The organism is Isoptericola variabilis (assembly GCF_050311655.1).
In the GTDB taxonomy this organism is placed as follows: Bacteria; Actinomycetota; Actinomycetes; order Actinomycetales; family Cellulomonadaceae; genus Isoptericola; species Isoptericola variabilis.
Genome location: NZ_JBNOZM010000009.1, coordinates 152,241 through 168,203, shown reverse-complemented (window position 1 = coordinate 168,203; position 15,963 = coordinate 152,241). Strand labels below are relative to the sequence as shown.

At 73.8% G+C, this 15,963-nt stretch carries 13 protein-coding genes; 5 read left to right on the top strand and 8 right to left on the bottom strand.

Annotation, left to right across the window (positions count from 1 at the left end):
* Positions 1 to 67 precede the first annotated feature (67 nt).
* Positions 68 to 2,419 carry a phosphoribosylformylglycinamidine synthase subunit PurL gene (gene purL / locus ACQP60_RS18640; protein WP_429735668.1) on the bottom strand — a complete coding sequence of 784 codons (2,352 nt, stop codon included), beginning with the start codon at positions 2,417 to 2,419 and terminating at the stop codon, positions 68 to 70.
* Between the two features lie 186 nt (positions 2,420 to 2,605).
* Here purL and ACQP60_RS18635 point away from each other — a divergent pair, with 186 nt between their 5' ends.
* Positions 2,606 to 3,124 carry a putative immunity protein gene (locus ACQP60_RS18635; protein WP_429735666.1) on the top strand — a complete coding sequence of 173 codons (519 nt, stop codon included), beginning with the start codon at positions 2,606 to 2,608 and terminating at the stop codon, positions 3,122 to 3,124.
* 28 nt (positions 3,125 to 3,152) lie between these two features.
* Here the strand turns inward: ACQP60_RS18635 and ACQP60_RS18630 are convergent, their stop codons facing one another.
* The 4 genes from ACQP60_RS18630 to ACQP60_RS18615 all read right to left on the bottom strand — a co-directional run bounded on the left by ACQP60_RS18630 (position 3,153) and on the right by ACQP60_RS18615 (position 8,466).
* On the bottom strand, positions 3,153 to 4,106 hold the full coding sequence (locus ACQP60_RS18630) for a carbohydrate ABC transporter permease (protein ID WP_429735664.1): 954 nt from the start codon (positions 4,104 to 4,106) through the stop codon (positions 3,153 to 3,155).
* A gap of 1 nt (position 4,107) precedes the next feature.
* Positions 4,108 to 5,016 carry a carbohydrate ABC transporter permease gene (locus ACQP60_RS18625; RefSeq protein ID WP_429735662.1) on the bottom strand — a complete coding sequence of 303 codons (909 nt, stop codon included), beginning with the start codon at positions 5,014 to 5,016 and terminating at the stop codon, positions 4,108 to 4,110.
* 85 nt (positions 5,017 to 5,101) lie between these two features.
* Entirely contained in the window at positions 5,102 to 6,424 is a 1,323-nt protein-coding gene (locus ACQP60_RS18620; RefSeq protein ID WP_429735660.1) for an ABC transporter substrate-binding protein, read from the bottom strand.
* 119 nt (positions 6,425 to 6,543) lie between these two features.
* Positions 6,544 to 8,466 carry a glycoside hydrolase family 127 protein gene (locus ACQP60_RS18615; RefSeq protein WP_429735658.1) on the bottom strand — a complete coding sequence of 641 codons (1,923 nt, stop codon included), beginning with the start codon at positions 8,464 to 8,466 and terminating at the stop codon, positions 6,544 to 6,546.
* 156 nt (positions 8,467 to 8,622) lie between these two features.
* Here ACQP60_RS18615 and ACQP60_RS18610 point away from each other — a divergent pair, with 156 nt between their 5' ends.
* On the top strand, positions 8,623 to 9,645 hold the full coding sequence (locus ACQP60_RS18610; RefSeq protein ID WP_429735656.1) for a LacI family DNA-binding transcriptional regulator: 1,023 nt from the start codon (positions 8,623 to 8,625) through the stop codon (positions 9,643 to 9,645).
* Positions 9,646 to 9,690: 45 nt separating this feature from the next.
* Here the strand turns inward: ACQP60_RS18610 and ACQP60_RS18605 are convergent, their stop codons facing one another.
* Positions 9,691 to 10,275, bottom strand: a complete 585-nt coding sequence (locus ACQP60_RS18605) for a hypothetical protein (RefSeq protein WP_429735654.1) — start codon at positions 10,273 to 10,275, stop codon at positions 9,691 to 9,693.
* Between the two features lie 266 nt (positions 10,276 to 10,541).
* Here ACQP60_RS18605 and ACQP60_RS18600 point away from each other — a divergent pair, with 266 nt between their 5' ends.
* Positions 10,542 to 11,063 (top strand): hypothetical protein, encoded by a 522-nt coding sequence (locus ACQP60_RS18600; protein WP_429735652.1) that lies wholly within the window; start codon positions 10,542 to 10,544, stop codon positions 11,061 to 11,063.
* A gap of 98 nt (positions 11,064 to 11,161) precedes the next feature.
* Positions 11,162 to 11,518 carry a hypothetical protein gene (locus ACQP60_RS18595; protein ID WP_429735650.1) on the top strand — a complete coding sequence of 119 codons (357 nt, stop codon included), beginning with the start codon at positions 11,162 to 11,164 and terminating at the stop codon, positions 11,516 to 11,518.
* Between the two features lie 105 nt (positions 11,519 to 11,623).
* Here ACQP60_RS18595 and ACQP60_RS18590 read toward each other — a convergent pair whose 3' ends face one another.
* Together ACQP60_RS18590 and ACQP60_RS18585 are read right to left on the bottom strand one after the other, a co-directional pair.
* Positions 11,624 to 13,711 (bottom strand): acyl-CoA dehydrogenase family protein, encoded by a 2,088-nt coding sequence (locus tag ACQP60_RS18590; protein WP_429735648.1) that lies wholly within the window; start codon positions 13,709 to 13,711, stop codon positions 11,624 to 11,626.
* Positions 13,708 to 14,487, bottom strand: a complete 780-nt coding sequence (locus ACQP60_RS18585) for a TetR/AcrR family transcriptional regulator (protein ID WP_429735646.1) — start codon at positions 14,485 to 14,487, stop codon at positions 13,708 to 13,710. Before ACQP60_RS18585 ends, ACQP60_RS18590 begins: the two co-directional genes overlap by 4 nt.
* Positions 14,488 to 14,662: 175 nt before the next feature.
* Here ACQP60_RS18585 and ACQP60_RS18580 point away from each other — a divergent pair, with 175 nt between their 5' ends.
* Positions 14,663 to 15,961 (top strand): acetyl-CoA C-acetyltransferase, encoded by a 1,299-nt coding sequence (locus ACQP60_RS18580; protein WP_429735844.1) that lies wholly within the window; start codon positions 14,663 to 14,665, stop codon positions 15,959 to 15,961.
* The last annotated feature ends 2 nt before the right edge of the window (positions 15,962 to 15,963 follow it).

Here is a 15,963-nt window from a genome sequence, read left to right as displayed (position 1 = left end):
CGGCCCCGCCACCCCGCCGTACCAGGTGACCACGGACCCGTTCGCCCGCTCACAGCGTTCGGCGTGGTCAGCCGAAGATGCGCGGCAGGGTGCCCTCGTGGGCCTCGCGGGCCTCGTCAAGGGCGACCGTGAAGGTCTCGCCGTCGAACCCGCCGGCCACGACCAGCTCCTCGCCGCCGGTGCGGCCGAGGCGCAGCACCGGCACGCCGGCGGCCTCGGCCACCGCGACGAGCTCGGACTCCTGCTCCGGGTCCACGGCCACCAGGGCGCGCGCGGTGGACTCGCTGAACAGGGCGACGAACGGCGTCACGCCGTCGCGGCCGGTGACGCCGTCGAGGGCGACGTCGGCGCCGACGCCGTAGCGCAGCGACGACTCGAGCAGCGCCTGGGCGAGGCCGCCCTCGGACAGGTCGTGCGCGGCGGCGACGAGGCCCTGCTCGCGGGCGGCGACGAGGGCGGAGGCCAGCGCCTTCTCGGCGGCCAGGTCCACGCGCGGCGGCAGGCCGCCGAGGTGCCCGTGCTCGACGTCGGCCCACGCGGAGCCGTCGAGCTCGTCGGCGGTGCGGCCCAGCAGCAGGATCGACAGCCCCTCGGCGCGCCAGCCCGACGGCACCGCGGTGCGCACGTCGTCGATGACGCCGAGCACGCCGACGACCGGCGTCGGGTGGATCGACGAGTCGATCTGGCCGGGCTCGCCCGTGCCGTTGTAGAGCGACACGTTGCCGCCGGTGACCGGCACGCCGAGCTCCTGGCAGGCGTCCGCGAGGCCCTCGATCGCCTCGACGAGCTGCCACATCGAGTCCGGGTGCTCGGGCGAGCCGAAGTTGAGGCAGTCCGTCACGGCGAGGGGCTTGGCGCCCGCCGTCGCGACGTTCCGGTACGCCTCCGCGAGCGCGAGCTGGGCCCCCGTGCGCGGGTCGAGCTTGCCGTAGCGGCCGTTCGCGTCGGTCGCGAGGGCGACGCCGCGACCGGTCTCCTCGTCGACGCGGACCACGCCGCCGTCGTCGGGCTGCGCCAGGGCGGTGTTGCCCTGCACGAAGCGGTCGTACTGGTTCGTGACCCACGCCTTGGAGGCGAGGTTCGGCGAGGCGAGCAGGCGCAGCGCGGTGGCGCGCAGGTCGTCGGCCGACGTCGGACGGGCCAGGCCCGCGGCGACCGTCGTGTCGGCCTGCAGGCCGTCCTGCCAGGCCGGGCGGGCGTAGGGCCGCTCGTAGACCGGACCCTCGTGCGCGACCGTCCGCGGGTCGACGTCCACGATCCGCTGGCCGTGGTGGTCGATGGTGAGGCGGCCGGAGTCGTTGACCTCGCCGATGACGGCGGTCTCGACGTCCCACTTGCCAGTGATCGCGAGGAACTCGTCGAGCTTCTCGGGCGTGACCACCGCCATCATGCGCTCCTGCGACTCCGACATGAGGATCTCGCCGGCGTTGAGCGTGGGGTCGCGCAGCAGCACGTCGTCGAGCCAGACGTGCATACCGCCGTCGCCGTTGGACGCGAGCTCGCTCGTGGCGCAGGAGATGCCGGCGGCGCCGAGGTCCTGGATGCCCTCCACGACCTGCGCGGCGTACAGCTCGAGGCAGCACTCGATGAGCACCTTCTCCATGAAGGGGTCGCCCACCTGGACGCTCGGCCGCTTGGCCGGCACGCCGTCCTCGAACGTCTCGGAGGCGAGGATCGAGGCCCCGCCGATGCCGTCGCCGCCGGTGCGGGCGCCGAACAGGACCACCTTGTTGCCCACCCCAGAAGCGTTCGCGAGGTGGATGTCCTCGTGGCGCAGCACTCCGAGGCACAGCGCGTTGACGAGCGGGTTGCCCTGGTAGGACCCGTCGAAGACGAGCTCGCCGCCGATGTTCGGCAGCCCCAGGCTGTTGCCGTAGCCGCCGACGCCGGACACGACGCCGTGCACCACGCGCGCGGTGTCCGGGTGGTCGACGGCGCCGAAGCGCAGCTGGTCCATCACGGCCACGGGGCGCGCGCCCATCGAGATGATGTCGCGGACGATGCCGCCGACGCCGGTCGCGGCACCCTGGTACGGCTCCACGAACGACGGGTGGTTGTGCGACTCGACCTTGAAGGTCACCGCCCAGCCGTCGCCGACGTCGACGACGCCCGCATTCTCGCCGATGCCGACGAGCAGGTGCTCCTTCATCTCCTCGGTGACCCGGTCACCGAACTTCTTCAGGTGCACCTTGGACGACTTGTACGAGCAGTGCTCGGACCACATCACCGAGTACATGGCGAGCTCGGCGGCCGTGGGGCGGCGCCCGAGCAGGTCGCGGATGCGCTGGTACTCGTCCGGCTTGAGGCCGAGCTCGGCGTACGGCTGGACCTCGTCGGGCGTGGACGCCGCGTTCTCGACGGTGTCCAGCTGGGGGCGGGGGGCGGACACGGCTTCAGCACGGTCGGCAGCGGCGGTCATCAACTTCCCTCGGGTCGCGCGAGTACTGCAGAGCTCAGGGCTCGGACCGGGTGATCACCGCACCGCGGGGGTGCCGGCATCCGGCGTCGGTCCGCGCCGTCGATCATGAGTGCGGGAGCGCCTCGCGGCGCGCCGCCAGTCTACCGGCGCCGGACGGCGCCCCCGACGGCGGGGCAGGATGGGCGCATGCCGATCCTGCCCACCGAGCGCGATCCCCGTCTGGTCACCGTGCGCCGGGGAGGGACGCTCACCGACTCCCACCACCGCATGCTGGCCGAGTGGGCGGTGGCCTGCGCCGACCACGTGCTGCCGCTCTTCGCGCAGGAAGCGCCGGACGACGACCGGCCGCGGCACGCCCTCGACGTCGCGCGCGGGTGGATCCGGGGCGAGGTGCCGATGCGGGAGGCGCACCGCACCGCCTTCGTGGCGAACGCCGCCGGCAAGGGACGGCCCGACCCGGCACGGTTCGCGGCGCTCGCGGCGGGCCAGGCCGTCGCCGTCGCGCACGTCGCCGCCCACGACCTGGGCGCCGCCGCCTACGCGATCCGGGCCGCGAGCGCCGCCGCCCCGGAGGCCGGGCGCGAGGCCGCCCGGCTCGCCGAGCGGGACTGGCAGCGGGAGCAGGTGCCCGCCGAGCTGCTCGACCTGGTGCTCGACGACCAGCGGGCGCGGTCCGCCCTCTGCTGGGGCGTCTTCGACGACTGACGACGCCCACCGGGCCGCGACCGCCGGGTCAGCCTTTGACCGCCCCCGACGCGAGCCCGGCCACGTAGTACCGCTGCAGCGCGACGTAGAGCACGACGCACGGGATCATCGCCACCACCGACCCGGCGGCGAGGAGCCCGAAGTCCACCTGCCCGTACGCGCCCTGCTGCAGGTTCACCAGCGACACGGGCAGCGTGTACAGCGACGAGTCGGTGAGGAACGTCAGCGCGCCGAGGAACTCCGTCCAGGAGGCGAGGAACGCGTAGAGCGCGGCGGTCGCGGCGCCGGGCAGCACGAGGGGCCGCAGCACGGACACGATCATGCGCAGGGTCCCCGCGCCGTCGACGTGCGCCGAGTCCTCGATCTCGCCGGGCACCGACTCGAACGCGTTGCGCATGACGAACACGCAGAACGGCAGGTTCACGGTCGTGTAGAAGAGCACGAGGCCGAGCAGGCTGTCCGTGAGCCGCATGGCGTTCATCTGCAGGTAGAGCGGCGTGAGGATGGCCTGGAACGGCACCATGAGCGTCACGAGCACCAGTCCGAACAGCAGGCCACGGCCGCGAAAGCCGAACTTGGCGAACCCGTACCCGGCGAGCGTCGCGAGGACCGCGGTGAGCACCGCCGTCGACACGGACACGACCACCGAGTTCACGATGCCGCGCCAGATCTCCGGCTGGTCGAGGATCAGCCGGAAGTTGACCCACGACAGGTCGAGGAAGCGCCCGTCCGGCGCGGCCACGACGACGTCGCCCGGCTGCCCGGCGCGCACCAGCGCCAGCAGCAGCGGCACCACGAAGACCAGCGCGGCGAGAGTGCCGCCGACCGCGTAGAGCGTGCGGCGGACGCGGGTGTCGCGCTCGGGGCCCGACGGCGGGCGCGCGACGCCCGGTGACGACCCGCGCCCCGGGCTCGAGCCGCGGGCGATCCTGCCCGGCTCGCCGGCCTCGGCCGTGCCCGGCGCACGTGCGGTGACGGCCATGTCAGCTCCTCTCCCGCAGCAGCCAGAACTGCGCCGCGGTGACCAGTCCGGTGATGACGACCAGGACGAGCGACATCGCCGTCGCCGCCCCCAGCTGCAGCTGCACGAACGCCCGCCGGTAGATCGCCATCACCACGGTGGTGGTGTCCGAGCCGGGGCCGCCCTGGGTCAGGATGTAGAACTGCGTGAACGCGAGCAGCGACCCGATGACCGACAGGACGACGGTCATCGCGATGGTGCGCCGCAGCATGGGGATCGTGATCGAGCGTTCCCGGACCCACCAGGACGCGCCGTCGAGCTCGGCCGACTCGTAGACCTCGCGCGGGATGCCCTGCATCCCGGACATGAGGAGCACCATCGTGAGCCCGGACACCGCCCAGATCACCATGACGCACAGCAGCCCGGTGGCGAGCGGCCCGTCGACGAGCCACGCGGTCGAGCCGTCGGTGATCCCCAGGGCCCTGAGCACCACGTTCACCATGCCGCTGTTCGGCTGGGCCTCGAGCAGCATGAGGAAGCTGAGCGTGGTGAGCCCGATGACGTACGGCACGAAGAAGATCGTGCGCAGCACGGTGGCGCCTCGGCGGTTGGACCGCACGACCACCGCGAGCGCGTAGCCGAGCGCGAGGATCGGCAGCGTCACGATCGCGGTGTACAGCAGCGTGTACCCGACGGCGCGCCAGAACGTGGGGTCCGTGAGCACGGACGCGTAGTTCTCCAGGCCGACGAACCGCCACGAGCCGATGAGCGGCAGGTTCGTGAAGGAGATCCCCACGGCGGAGACCAGCGGCACCAGGACGAACACGACGACGAACGCGACCGCCGGCGCGACGAGCAGCAGGCCGGTGCGGGCAGGGTGCGTGAGGGTGCCGTGGCGTCGCGCGGGCCGGGCGACGGCGGGGGCGCTCATGCCGTTCCTCCTTCGCGCTCGCGCTGCGGTGCCTCGCTCCGGTGCACCTCGTGCCTCGGCGCCCCTGCGCGGGGGCTCCTCGCGCTCATGCCTGGGCCTGCCGCAGGATGCGGTCGTACGTGGTCTGGGCCTCGTCCATGGCGGCGTCGACCTCCCCGTCGAAGACGGCCCGGCGGAACATGCGCAGCCAGGGACCGTCCTGCTGGTTGTAGATGAGGTTGTAGGCGAGCGTGGTGGGGGCGTAGCCCGCGTCGAGCGACTTCAGGGTGGGTGTCACGAGCGGGTGCTCGGCCTCGAACGCGGGGGTCACGACGTCCGAGCGGATGGGCGAGTAGAAGCCGTCGGGCATCCGCGCCTGCTGCTCGAGCGCGACGGCGAACCGGATAAGCTCCGTGGCGGCCTCGGGGTTCTTCCCGCCCGCGGGCATGCACAGGTTGTCGCCGCCGTCGAAGAACGCGCGGCCTCCGTCCGGCCCGGGCAGCAGCACGACGCGGCTGCGCTCGAGCAGCTCCGGCGACGCGTTCGGCGCCACGACGCCGTACCCGGCCGGGAACATGCCGAGCCGCCCCGCGACGTAGTCCGCCGACCATCGCGACGCGTCGTCGGCGAAGCACGTGGGCGGCACCAGCTGCTCCTCCCAGAGCGTCCGCTCGAGGTCGAGCGTGCGGCGCAGGGCGTCGTTGCCGGCGACGTTGCCTCGCTGGTCCCCGACGTCTCCCGCGATGAGGTCCGTGCCCGTGGCCCACACGTGCGGTTGCACGGTGAAGCCCAGCGCCCCGGACGCGTTGCCGGGGAACGACCAGGCGTACGTGTCGTCGTCGAGCGCCGCGATGGCACGGGCGGCCTCGAGGATCCCGTCGAACGACGCGGTGTGCTCGTCGACGTCCAGCCCGGCGCGGTCGAACAGCTCGGTGTTGCAGAACAGCACCGAGAAGTCGCCCAGGAACGGCACCCCGTAGTGCTTCCCGTCCTTGGTGGCGAGGGCCAGGTGCCCGGGGCTCAGGGCGTCGCCGAGGGCGAGGTCGTCGACCAGCGGCGTGAGGTCGGTGAACACGTCGCGGAACGCGAACATCGTGGAGTAGATGTCGTCGATGTCGATGACGTCGGGCACCCGCCCCCCGCGGATCGCCGTGGCGACCTTCGTGACGTACTGCCCGTTCTGGATCGGCGTCAGCCGGACCCTGATCCTGTCCTGCGCCGCATGGAACGCGTCGACCACGGCCTGCACGCCGTTGACCGTGTCCGAGCGGCACCACATCTCGACCGTCCCCCGAGCGCCGTCCCCGAACCCCGCGGAACCGACGTCGACGGCGGCGACCGGACGTGCGCACCCGGCCAGCCCCGCACCGGCGGCGGTCGCGCCGCCCACGCCGAGCAGCGCGAGCAGCTGCCGTCTGGTGAGCTCCATCGCTCTCCTCCTCCGCGCCCCCGTCGGGCGCCATGTCCTCCAGGTCCAGCCCGCGGGCGGCGATGCCCGCGGGGATCGGGGCGCCCGGCGGCCGGGCGCCCCGCCCACGGTGCTGCCGGTCAGGCCACGGGGATCCACACCCGCATGGCCTGCGGACCACGGTTGGCCCACAGGTGGTACGGGACGGCACGCAGCGTCACGGTGCCGGTCGCGGCCGGGGCGGTCGTCGTCGCCGGCCGGTACGGGCCTGACCCGTCGGTCGCCCCGGGCCGGGGTCGCACCGTCCCCGCCGCGGTCACCACGACCGTCCCTCCGAGCAGGTCGGGCCGCTCCTCCTCGCCCAGCGGCCCGGCCACGTCGATCTGGACGTCGTCCACGACGGCGCCCGCGTCCTGGTCCACCTGCTCCAGCGCGTACACGAGCGGGCCGCGCTCGATCGCCACGCAGCCGCGCACGTCGTCGACCCGAGGGTCCGCGGCCGTGAGACGCGGGACCACGGGCAGGTCCAGCACGACGGCGTCACCCGCCGCGAGCGGCCGGCCGACCGTGGCGTACGCGCCCGCCGCGACCGGGGCGCCGTCGAGCGTGGCGCCCTGAGCCCAGCCCGGCACGCGCAGCGCGAGCCCTGCACCCGCCGGCGCCTCCTCGACGTGGAGCGACACGCGGCCGGTATACGGGTACCCCGTCTCGACCCGGACGCGCAGCGCGCCACCCTGCAGGTCGGCGACGATCTCGCCGGGTGCGTACTGGTGCACCTGGAGCGCGTCGTCGGTGACCGTGGCGAGGTAGCCCTCGAGGCTGGACAGCGTCCGCATGATGTTGGGCGGGCAGCAGGCGCACCCGAACCAGGGCTGCCGGCCGGCGGCGGGGTTGCGCTCCTCCTCCGCGTGCGCGCCGGTGCGCACCTGCAGGGGGTTGACGTAGAAGTACTCGGTGCCGCTCAGCGACAGGCCCGAGAGGAATCCGTTGAGGAGCATCCGCTCGATCTGGTCGGCGTACCGCACGTCGCCGGTCGCGAGCAGCAGACGCCACGCCCACTGCACCCCTCCGATGGCGGCGCAGGTCTCCGCGTAGGCCCGGTCGTTCGGCAGCTCGTGCGGGTCGCCGAACGACTCGCCGTCCCACCGGGAGCCGAGCCCGCCCGTGAGGTACTGCTTGCCGTCGACCATCGCCGCGTACTGGGCCTCGAGCGCCGCGAGGAGCTCGCGGTCGCCCGTCTCGACGGCGACGTCGGTGGCGCCCGCGCCCAGGTAGACGGCGCGCACGGCGTGTCCCTCGACGGTCGTGGCCTCGCGGACCCGCACGCGGTCGGAGAAATAGGTGGGCTGCTTGCCGTGGGCGGCGATGATCCCCGTGCCGCGCGCCTCGACGAACCACGACGCCAGGTCCAGGTACGCGCGCGTGCCGGTCTCGCGGTAGAGCTCGACGAGCGCGGTCTCGACCACGGGGTGACCGTCGACCTCGCGCAGCTGCCCGTCGCCGTCGCCGAACGTCTCGACGAGGTGGTCGGCCAGCCGGACGGCGACGTCGAGCAGGTCGCGCCGTCCCGTCGCCCGCACCTGCGCCACCGCCGCCTGCATCAGATGGCCCGCGCAGTAGTGCTCGTGGCTCCACGGCAGGTCGGAGTAGCGCTCCACCCCACGCAGCTGCGGCACGGAGTCGAGGTAGCCGTCGGGCGCCTGGGCGCCCGCGACGGCGCGCGTGACCTCGAGGATGTCGGCCAGCAGCGCGTCGTCGGGCGCACGTCCGTACTCCCAGGCCGCGGCCTCGAGCCACTTGTGCACGTCGGAGTCCGCGAAGATCGGCCCCCGCGCCTCGCCCTCGGCCAGCCCGGCGGCGATCTCGAGGTTGCGCAGGTTCCCGTACTCGCGCAGGTGACCCAGCCCCTCGGGCACGGACGCCTCGCGGTTGACCCGGACCCGGTGGCCCCACAGCCCGCCGTCGAGGGTGGTGCTGCCCGGCGGCAGCGGCCGCAGCGTGGTGATCGCCGAAGCGGTGGGCTCGGCGGGCCCGCGGACGGTCCGGAACGTCGTCGTCGTCATGCACCTCTCCCTCGAGGAAGGAAACTAGGAATCCGTTTTCCTCACCGTAGGGAGCGACTGCCGAATCGTCAACCACCATTTGCAGCGGCGATATCGCGTACCATCGGCAGCGCCGGCCGTCACCCCGCGGAACGGCAGGAAACTGGAGGAGGGCTCATGGCGGAGGCTCCGGGCGTCGTGCGGATCACCGACGTGGCCGCGCTGGCGGGGGTGTCCCCCAGCACCGTGTCGAAGGCGCTCAACGACACCGGCTCGCTGCGACCCGCCACCCGAGCCCGCGTCCGTGAGGCGGCGGAGCGACTGGGATTCGTGCCCGACGCGCAGGCCCGGTCGCTGTCGGCGCGGCGCAGCTTCACCGTCGGGCTGCTGAGCACGGACTCGGCGGGCCGGTTCTCGCTGCCGGTGGTGCTCGGCGCCGAGAACGCGCTCGTCGGCGGGCAGATCTCCGCCCTGCTGGCCACGGCCCGGCACGACCCGGTCCGCGAGCAGCACCACGTCCGGAGCCTGGTCGCGCGCCGGGTGGACGGCATCATCGTCACGGGACGCACCACCGACCCCCGGACGCCCATCCGTGTGCCGATGCCGGTGGTCTACGCGTTCGCGCCGTCGCAGGACCCGGGCGACGCGTCCGTCGTGCCCGACGACGCCGCGGGGATGGCCGCCGTCGCGGACCACCTGCTCTCCCTCGGCCGCACCCGGATCGCCTACGTCGGCGGCCGGGGTGACCAGGCGGCCTCCGTGCAACGGCACGCGGCCCTGGTCGCCGCGCTGGAGGCGCGCGGCGCCGCGCTCGTCGGAGAACCGCAGTTCGGCGAGTGGTCCGAGCGCTGGGGCCGGCTCGCGGTCGACCTCGTGCTCGGCGACCACCGGGCCGGCGACCCCCCGCCGGTCGACGCCCTGGTGTTCGCGTCCGACCAGCTCGCCCGCGGCGGCTGCGACCGGCTCCGCGACCGGGGCGTGCGCGTCCCGGAGGACGTGGCCGTCACCGGGTACGACGACTGGGACGTCATGGCGCTCGCCAGCCGGCCACCCCTGACCACCGTGGACCCCCAGCTCGACCGGCTGGGGCAGCGCGCCGCCGAGCTGCTGCTCGCCGCGATCGAGGGCCGCCCGGCGCAGGGCACGGAGCTCTCGCCACCGCGGCTCGTGGTGCGCGGCTCGACGGCCGGCGACTCCTGACCCGGCACACGGCGCCGTGGCGACTGGACGACAGACCGATGAGCGTCAGGCCGCGGGCGACTCGTCGCCGGTCCTGGCCGCGGCGGACGGGTCGAGCGCCGTGGCCGCAGCCGCGAGGACCCCGAGGATCAACCCGACCCGCGTGTGGGGCAGCCGCCGTCCCTGCGCGCGCCACCTCTCGCCGCGTCGGTAGGCAAGCTTCTCCGTCGCCACCGCGACGGCGACGCCGAGGGCTATCGCCCCGGCCGTCACCGAGCCGGCGACGACCGGGTCCGGGAGCGGGTCCGCACCGGCGAGCGCCACGTCGGCCGCCAGCACGTTGTCGTCGCGGTCGTCAGGCCCGTCGGCCGGCTCGGCGCCGCCGCGCCCCTCCTCCGCGGCCTCGCCGGCGGCGTGGCGCAGGTCGCGCACCTCCTCGCGCACCTCGCGCATCCCCTCGACGGCGGACCGGCCCTCGGCGGTGACGGCGAGGCCCAGCCCGAGCCCGCCGGCCAGCACCCCCGCCTTGGCCACGGCGCGCACCCAGCGCGGCCCGACGACGTCGGGCACCGCGTACCAGGCGAGCGTCGTGAGTCCGGTGATCGCGACGCTCGTGGCGTCGACACGCCTGCGCGCGGCGGGCGTCTCCATGGGTCCACCTCCGGGTCGGGGGCTCGTGCGGGTGGCGGCACCGAGGTCCTCCGGCCGCCCGTGAGACAACGGGCGGCAGCCGACCGGAGTTCCGATCCCGCGGCCCCGCGCGAGCCCCACCAGCACGGATGACCTGTTCTTGACCCTCGTCCCCAGATTCTTGACCGAGATGACGAACAGGTGACGATTCTCCGTGAGCGGCGCCACGCGCAGCCCCGCTGGAACAGGGGGTTTCGTCTTTTACCACAAGGTGGTTTGATGCGCACGTGGAACTGCTCAGAACCTTCGCTCCCGGCGCGTTCGCGTACGGGCTGGCGTCGTGGTCGTGGCTGGGGGTCCACGGCAAGACGCCCCGCTTCACGACGGTCTTCGGCGACGTCTTCCTCGAGTCCCTGGAGGGCTGGTGGTTCCTCGACACGATCGAGGGGTCGCTCGAGCTCCGCTGGTCCACCGCCGTCGAGATGTACACGGAGCTCGACTCGGCGGACGGGCGCGCGGACCTCCTCCTGGAGGACCTCTGCCGCGAGGTGCTCGACGCCGGCACGCGGCCCCGCCCGGACGAGGTGCTCGCCTTCTCCCCGCACCCCGCGATCGGCGGCCGGCTGCACGCGGACCACGTCGCACCGCTCCGCTTCGAGCTGGCGCTGCGCCTCACCGGGGAGATGCACCACCAGCTGCGCGCCACGCTGGACCCGACGCCCTCGCCCCTGCTGCTCGGGCACGTCGACCCGCCGGTGCCCGCGGCCGCCCTCTCCTGGGACCCCACGGAGCACGACCGGCGACCGTGACCCACCTGTGACCTGCACGGTCCGCCCAGCAGATGCACGACAGGCTGTCGTGTCGTCTCCTGGAAAGGCACGGATGAGGCGGACCGTGGGAGGTAGGCATGAGACGGGTGCTCGTCGTCGGGCTCGTCGTGGGGGTCGTGGACGGCGCGCTGCTGGGCGCGTCGGCGGCGCTGGGATGGACGTGGGTGGCGTGGGCCGCCCTCCTGGCCGGGCTGGGGGGTGCGGCCGCGGTGGCACTCGCCGTCCCGCCGCCGCGCGTCGCCCGACCGGCCACCGTCACGCTCGGCCTGCCGCTGCGTGACGAGCAGCCGGCCGAGGAAGCGGCTCCGGCGCCCGCCGAGGTGCCCGCCGGGGTGGGCGCCGCGACGCCGGGCACGGTCGAGAGCCCGCCCGCCGTCGTCGAGGACTACCCGCAGCCGGTGCGCGCGGCCCAGCCGACGCCCGCCGCCGCCTGACCCCGCGCACCACCCGCTCACGACGAAGGGGACGCACCGCAGCCCGTGCGGTCCGTCCCCTTCGCCTGTCGGCCACGCGTCGCGGGCAGTACGGGCAGGGGCCCGTCAGCGCTTCTGCTTCTTCAGCGCCTTCTCGCTGATCGGCGCGGTGCCGTCGGCGCGCTGCTGGGCGTAGTACGCCCGCGCCTCGTCCTGCCGCTCCGCCTCGATGCCGGACGCAATGACGGCCCGCAGGTGCTCGGGCCCGTAGCCCCACGCGTCGACGAGGTCGACGGCGTGCGGGCGGAGGCGGTCGAGCAGGCGGTCCACGTACGACGTCACGGTGCGCGCGCGCTGCGCGGACAGCCGCCCGTTGATGAGGTACCAGGCGAGGTTGCGCTCGATGAGCGTGAGGCCGAAGACGTCGCGCACCCACGTCATGACGCGGCGGGTGCCCGGGTCCTCGATCTGCTCGAGCGCGTCGGTGAAGGCCGACCAGCGCAGCAGGTCCGCGTGGGCCCGGGCGGCCTCGACGAGCTGCACCTGGTTCTCGTCGAAGATCCGCGCGGCCGTCACGGGGTCGGCCTTCTGCGCGGGTCGCAGGGCCATGGCGACGTCCTCGACGATCGTCGCGACGCGGTCGGCCAGCAGCTCGCGCTGCGTCTCGGCGTCGCGCAGGTGCCCGGCCGCGCGGCGCGGGTCGCCGACGTCGGCGAGGGCCTGGCCGGCCCGGCGCAGGCCGGTGCGGTGCAGCGCGGCGTCCGCGGCGCGGTCGACGACGAACCGCGCGATGCCCGCGGGGGTCGACGTCGCGCCCTTGAGCTCCTTGGCGTAGTCGCCCACGAGGCGCTTCGCCACGAGCTGCAGCAGCACCGTGTTGTCGCCCTCGAACGTGGCGTACACGTCCATGTCGTGGTGCAGGCTCGTGATGCGGTTCTCGGTGATGAAACCGGCGCCGCCGCAGGCGACCCGGGCCTCCTGCAGCGTCTCGAGCACGAACGTCGTCGACGTCGCCTTGAGCGCCGCCGCCATCGTCTCGAGGTCCTCGCGGTTCTCCGGGGTGTCCTTCTCGCCGGAGAAGACGTCGTCGAACAGGTCGAGCAGGCGGTCGTGCGCGAAGTGCGTCGCGTACGTCTCGGCGATGCGCGGGAACAGCCGGCGGCGGTGCGTCGCGTAGTCCAGCAGCACGGTCTCCTCGATCGGCGACGACGAGGTGAACTGGCGGCGCTCCGCGCCGTACTTCACGGCGATGGCCAGGCCCAGCTTGGACGCCGTCGACGCGGCGCCGTCCAGCGACACGCGCCCCTGCACCAGCGAGCCGAGCATGGTGAAGAAGCGGCGTCCGGGGCTGTCGATCGGCGACGAGTAGGTGCCGTCGGGGGCCACCGCGCCGTAGCGGGCGAGCAGGTCGGTGCGCGGGATGCGCACGTGGTCGAACGCGAAGCGCCCGTTGTCGACGCCGCGCAGGCCGCCCTTGAGGCCGTCGTCGTGCCCGCTGATGCCGGGCAGGAACTCCATGGTCTCCGGGTCGCGCACGGGCACGTAGAAGCAGTGCACGCCGTGGTTGACGCCGTTCGTGATCAGCTGCGCGAAGACCGTGGCCGCCGTGGCGTGCACGGCCGCGTTGCCGAGGAACTCCTTCCACGCCGCACGGAACGGCGTGTGGATCTCGAACTCCTCCGTCTCGGGGTCGTAGGTGGCCGTGGTGGCCACCGACGCGACGTCCGAGCCGTGCCCGATCTCCGTCATGGCGAAGGCGCCGGGGACGGTCAGGTCCATGGCCGCGGGCAGCAGGCGGTCCTGCTGCTCGGGCGTGCCCAGGTGCAGGATCGCCGAGGAGAACAGGCCCCACTGGACGCCCGCCTTGATCTGCAGCGACGGGTCCGCCACGACGAGCTCCTCGAAGCCCGCCAGGTTGGCGCCAGGCGAGTTCCCGCCACCGAGGCGCTCCGGGAACGCGAGCCACACCTGGTGCTTCTCGTCCTCGTTCGCGAGCAGGCGCATCTGGTCGAGCACGCGCTCGCGGTGCTCCGCCATCGAGAGCGACTCGTCCTTCCAGAAGGTCGGGTCGGTCGAGCGGGCGCGGGCGTGGCGGCGCCACTCCGGCCACCGGCCGAGCAGCTGCTCGGACAGGCCGGCGACGTCGACGCGCGGGGTCGCCTTGGGGGCGGGCGCAGCCTGCGTCGTCGCGGGACGGTCGGACGTCGTGGTCATCGGTTCTCCTGCGGTTGTGCGGGGTTGGAGGTCTCGAAGGGGTGGGAGGACCCGGCGCGGTCGAAAGGCGCCGCCTCCTCGTGGTGGAGGACGCCGACCGGGCCGGTCCACAGCCAGAGGGTCACCTTCTCGGTGAGCTCCTCCCGGGTGAGGCGGTCGTCGCCGTCCTGGTCGGTGCCGTGGCCGAGCCACCACTCGCCGGCACCGCGCACGAAGCCGACGGCGCCCGCGGCCCAGGCGGCGGCGAGCGCCGGGGGCACCTGGACGGCCTTGGCGAACGGCTCGGCCACCAGCTCGATCACGGAGTCGAGGTACGCACCCAGGGCCTCGACCTGCCCCGTCCCGGCGGCGCCGGGCGCAGGCTCGTTGCCGCCGATGGCGGTCCGGGTGACGAACCAGTAGACGTTGGGCGAGTGCTCGATCATCTCGAGGTACACCCGCACCATCGCGCGCAGGGCCGCGTGCGGGGTGGGCGCGGCCTCGGCGGCCTCGCGGAGGGCGTCGTGCATCGTCGCGACGACGTGCGAGGCCACGGCGAGGCGCAGCCCCGCCTTGTCCTCGAAGTAGCGGTAGACGATCGACTTGGACGTGCCCGCCTCCCCCGCGATCTCGTCCATCGAGACCCCGGGCCCGGCGCGGTGCACGGCCTTGCGCGCGGCGTTGACGAGCTGCGCCCGGCGCGCGGCACGATGGTCGTCCCACCGTGTAGAACGACCGTCGAGGGTCGAACGAGCGTCCGGGGTCGAACGGGCGTCGAGCTGTTCCGCGGCCCTCATCGGCCGCACCTTGTGACTCGTCTCACGGGACTGAGAGTATCAGGTACTGTGAGTCCTACCTGACCGACGGAGTGAAGGATCTATCGCTGTGGCTACACGCAAGCCGTCCGACGGCTCCCCCCGGAGCACGTCCCGGAGGAACACCCCCGCCTCGTCGCCGTCCGCCCCCGCGGGCGTGCGCGACGCCGTGATCGTGGGCGGCAACCGCATCCCGTTCTCGCGCGCGGGCAAGAAGTACGCCGACGCCTCCAACCAGGAGATGTTCACCGCCGCGCTCGAGGGCCTCGTCGCCCGCTTCGGCCTCCAGGGTGAGCGGATCGGCGAGGTCGTGGGTGGTGCCGTGCTCAAGCACTCCCGGGACTTCAACCTGGTCCGCGAGTCCGTGCTCGGTTCCTCGCTGTCCCCCCAGACGCCCGCGTTCGACCTCCAGCAGGCGTGCGCGACCGGCCTCGAGGCCGCGATCACCGTGGCGAACAAGATCCGGCTCGGCCAGATCGAGTCCGGCATCGCCGGCGGCACCGACACCATCTCCGACGCCCCCGTCGCCGTGAGCGAAGGGCTGCGCCGCGCGCTGCTCGACGCGTCGCACGCCAAGACCCTCCAGGCGCGCCTCAAGGCCTTCGCGAAGATCCGCCCGTCCGACCTCAAGCCGCTCACCCCGGCGACCGACGAGCCCCGCACCGGCCTGTCCATGGGCGAGCACCAGGCGATCACCACCGCCCGCTGGGGCATCTCCCGCGCCGCGCAGGACGAGGTCGCGCTCGCCAGCCACCAGCACCTCGCCGCCGCGTGGGACGCCGGGTTCTTCGACGACCTCGTCACGCCGTTCCGCGGCCTGACCCGCGACGACAACCTGCGCGCGGACACCTCGCTCGAGAAGCTCGCGAAGCTCAAGCCGGTGTTCGGCCGCGGCCTCGCCGAGCCCGCCGAGCCCACGATGACGGCCGGCAACTCCACGCCGCTGACCGACGGCGCCTCCGCCGTGCTGCTGTCCTCGGCCGCCTGGGCCGCCGAGCGCGACCTGCCGGTGCTCGCGCGTCTCGTCGACGCCGAGACCGCCGCCGTCGACTTCGTGCACGGCCACGACGGCCTCCTCATGGCCCCCGTGCACGCGGTGCCGCGCCTGCTGGCCCGCAACGGCCTGACGCTCGAGGACTTCGACTTCTTCGAGATCCACGAGGCGTTCGCGTCGACCGTCCTCACCACGCTCGCCGCCTGGGAGGACGCCGACTACTGCAAGACGGAGCTCGGCCTCGACGCCCCGCTCGGCAGCGTCGACCGGGAGAAGCTCAACGTCAACGGTTCGTCGCTCGCCGCCGGTCACCCGTTCGCCGCCACCGGCGGGCGCATCCTCGCCACGGCCGCCAAGCTCGTCGCCGCGAAGGCGGCCGAGACCGGCAAGCCGGCGCGCGCCCTCATCTCCATCTGCGCCGCGGGCGGCCTCGGCGCCACGGCCGTCGTCGAGTCCGTCTGAGA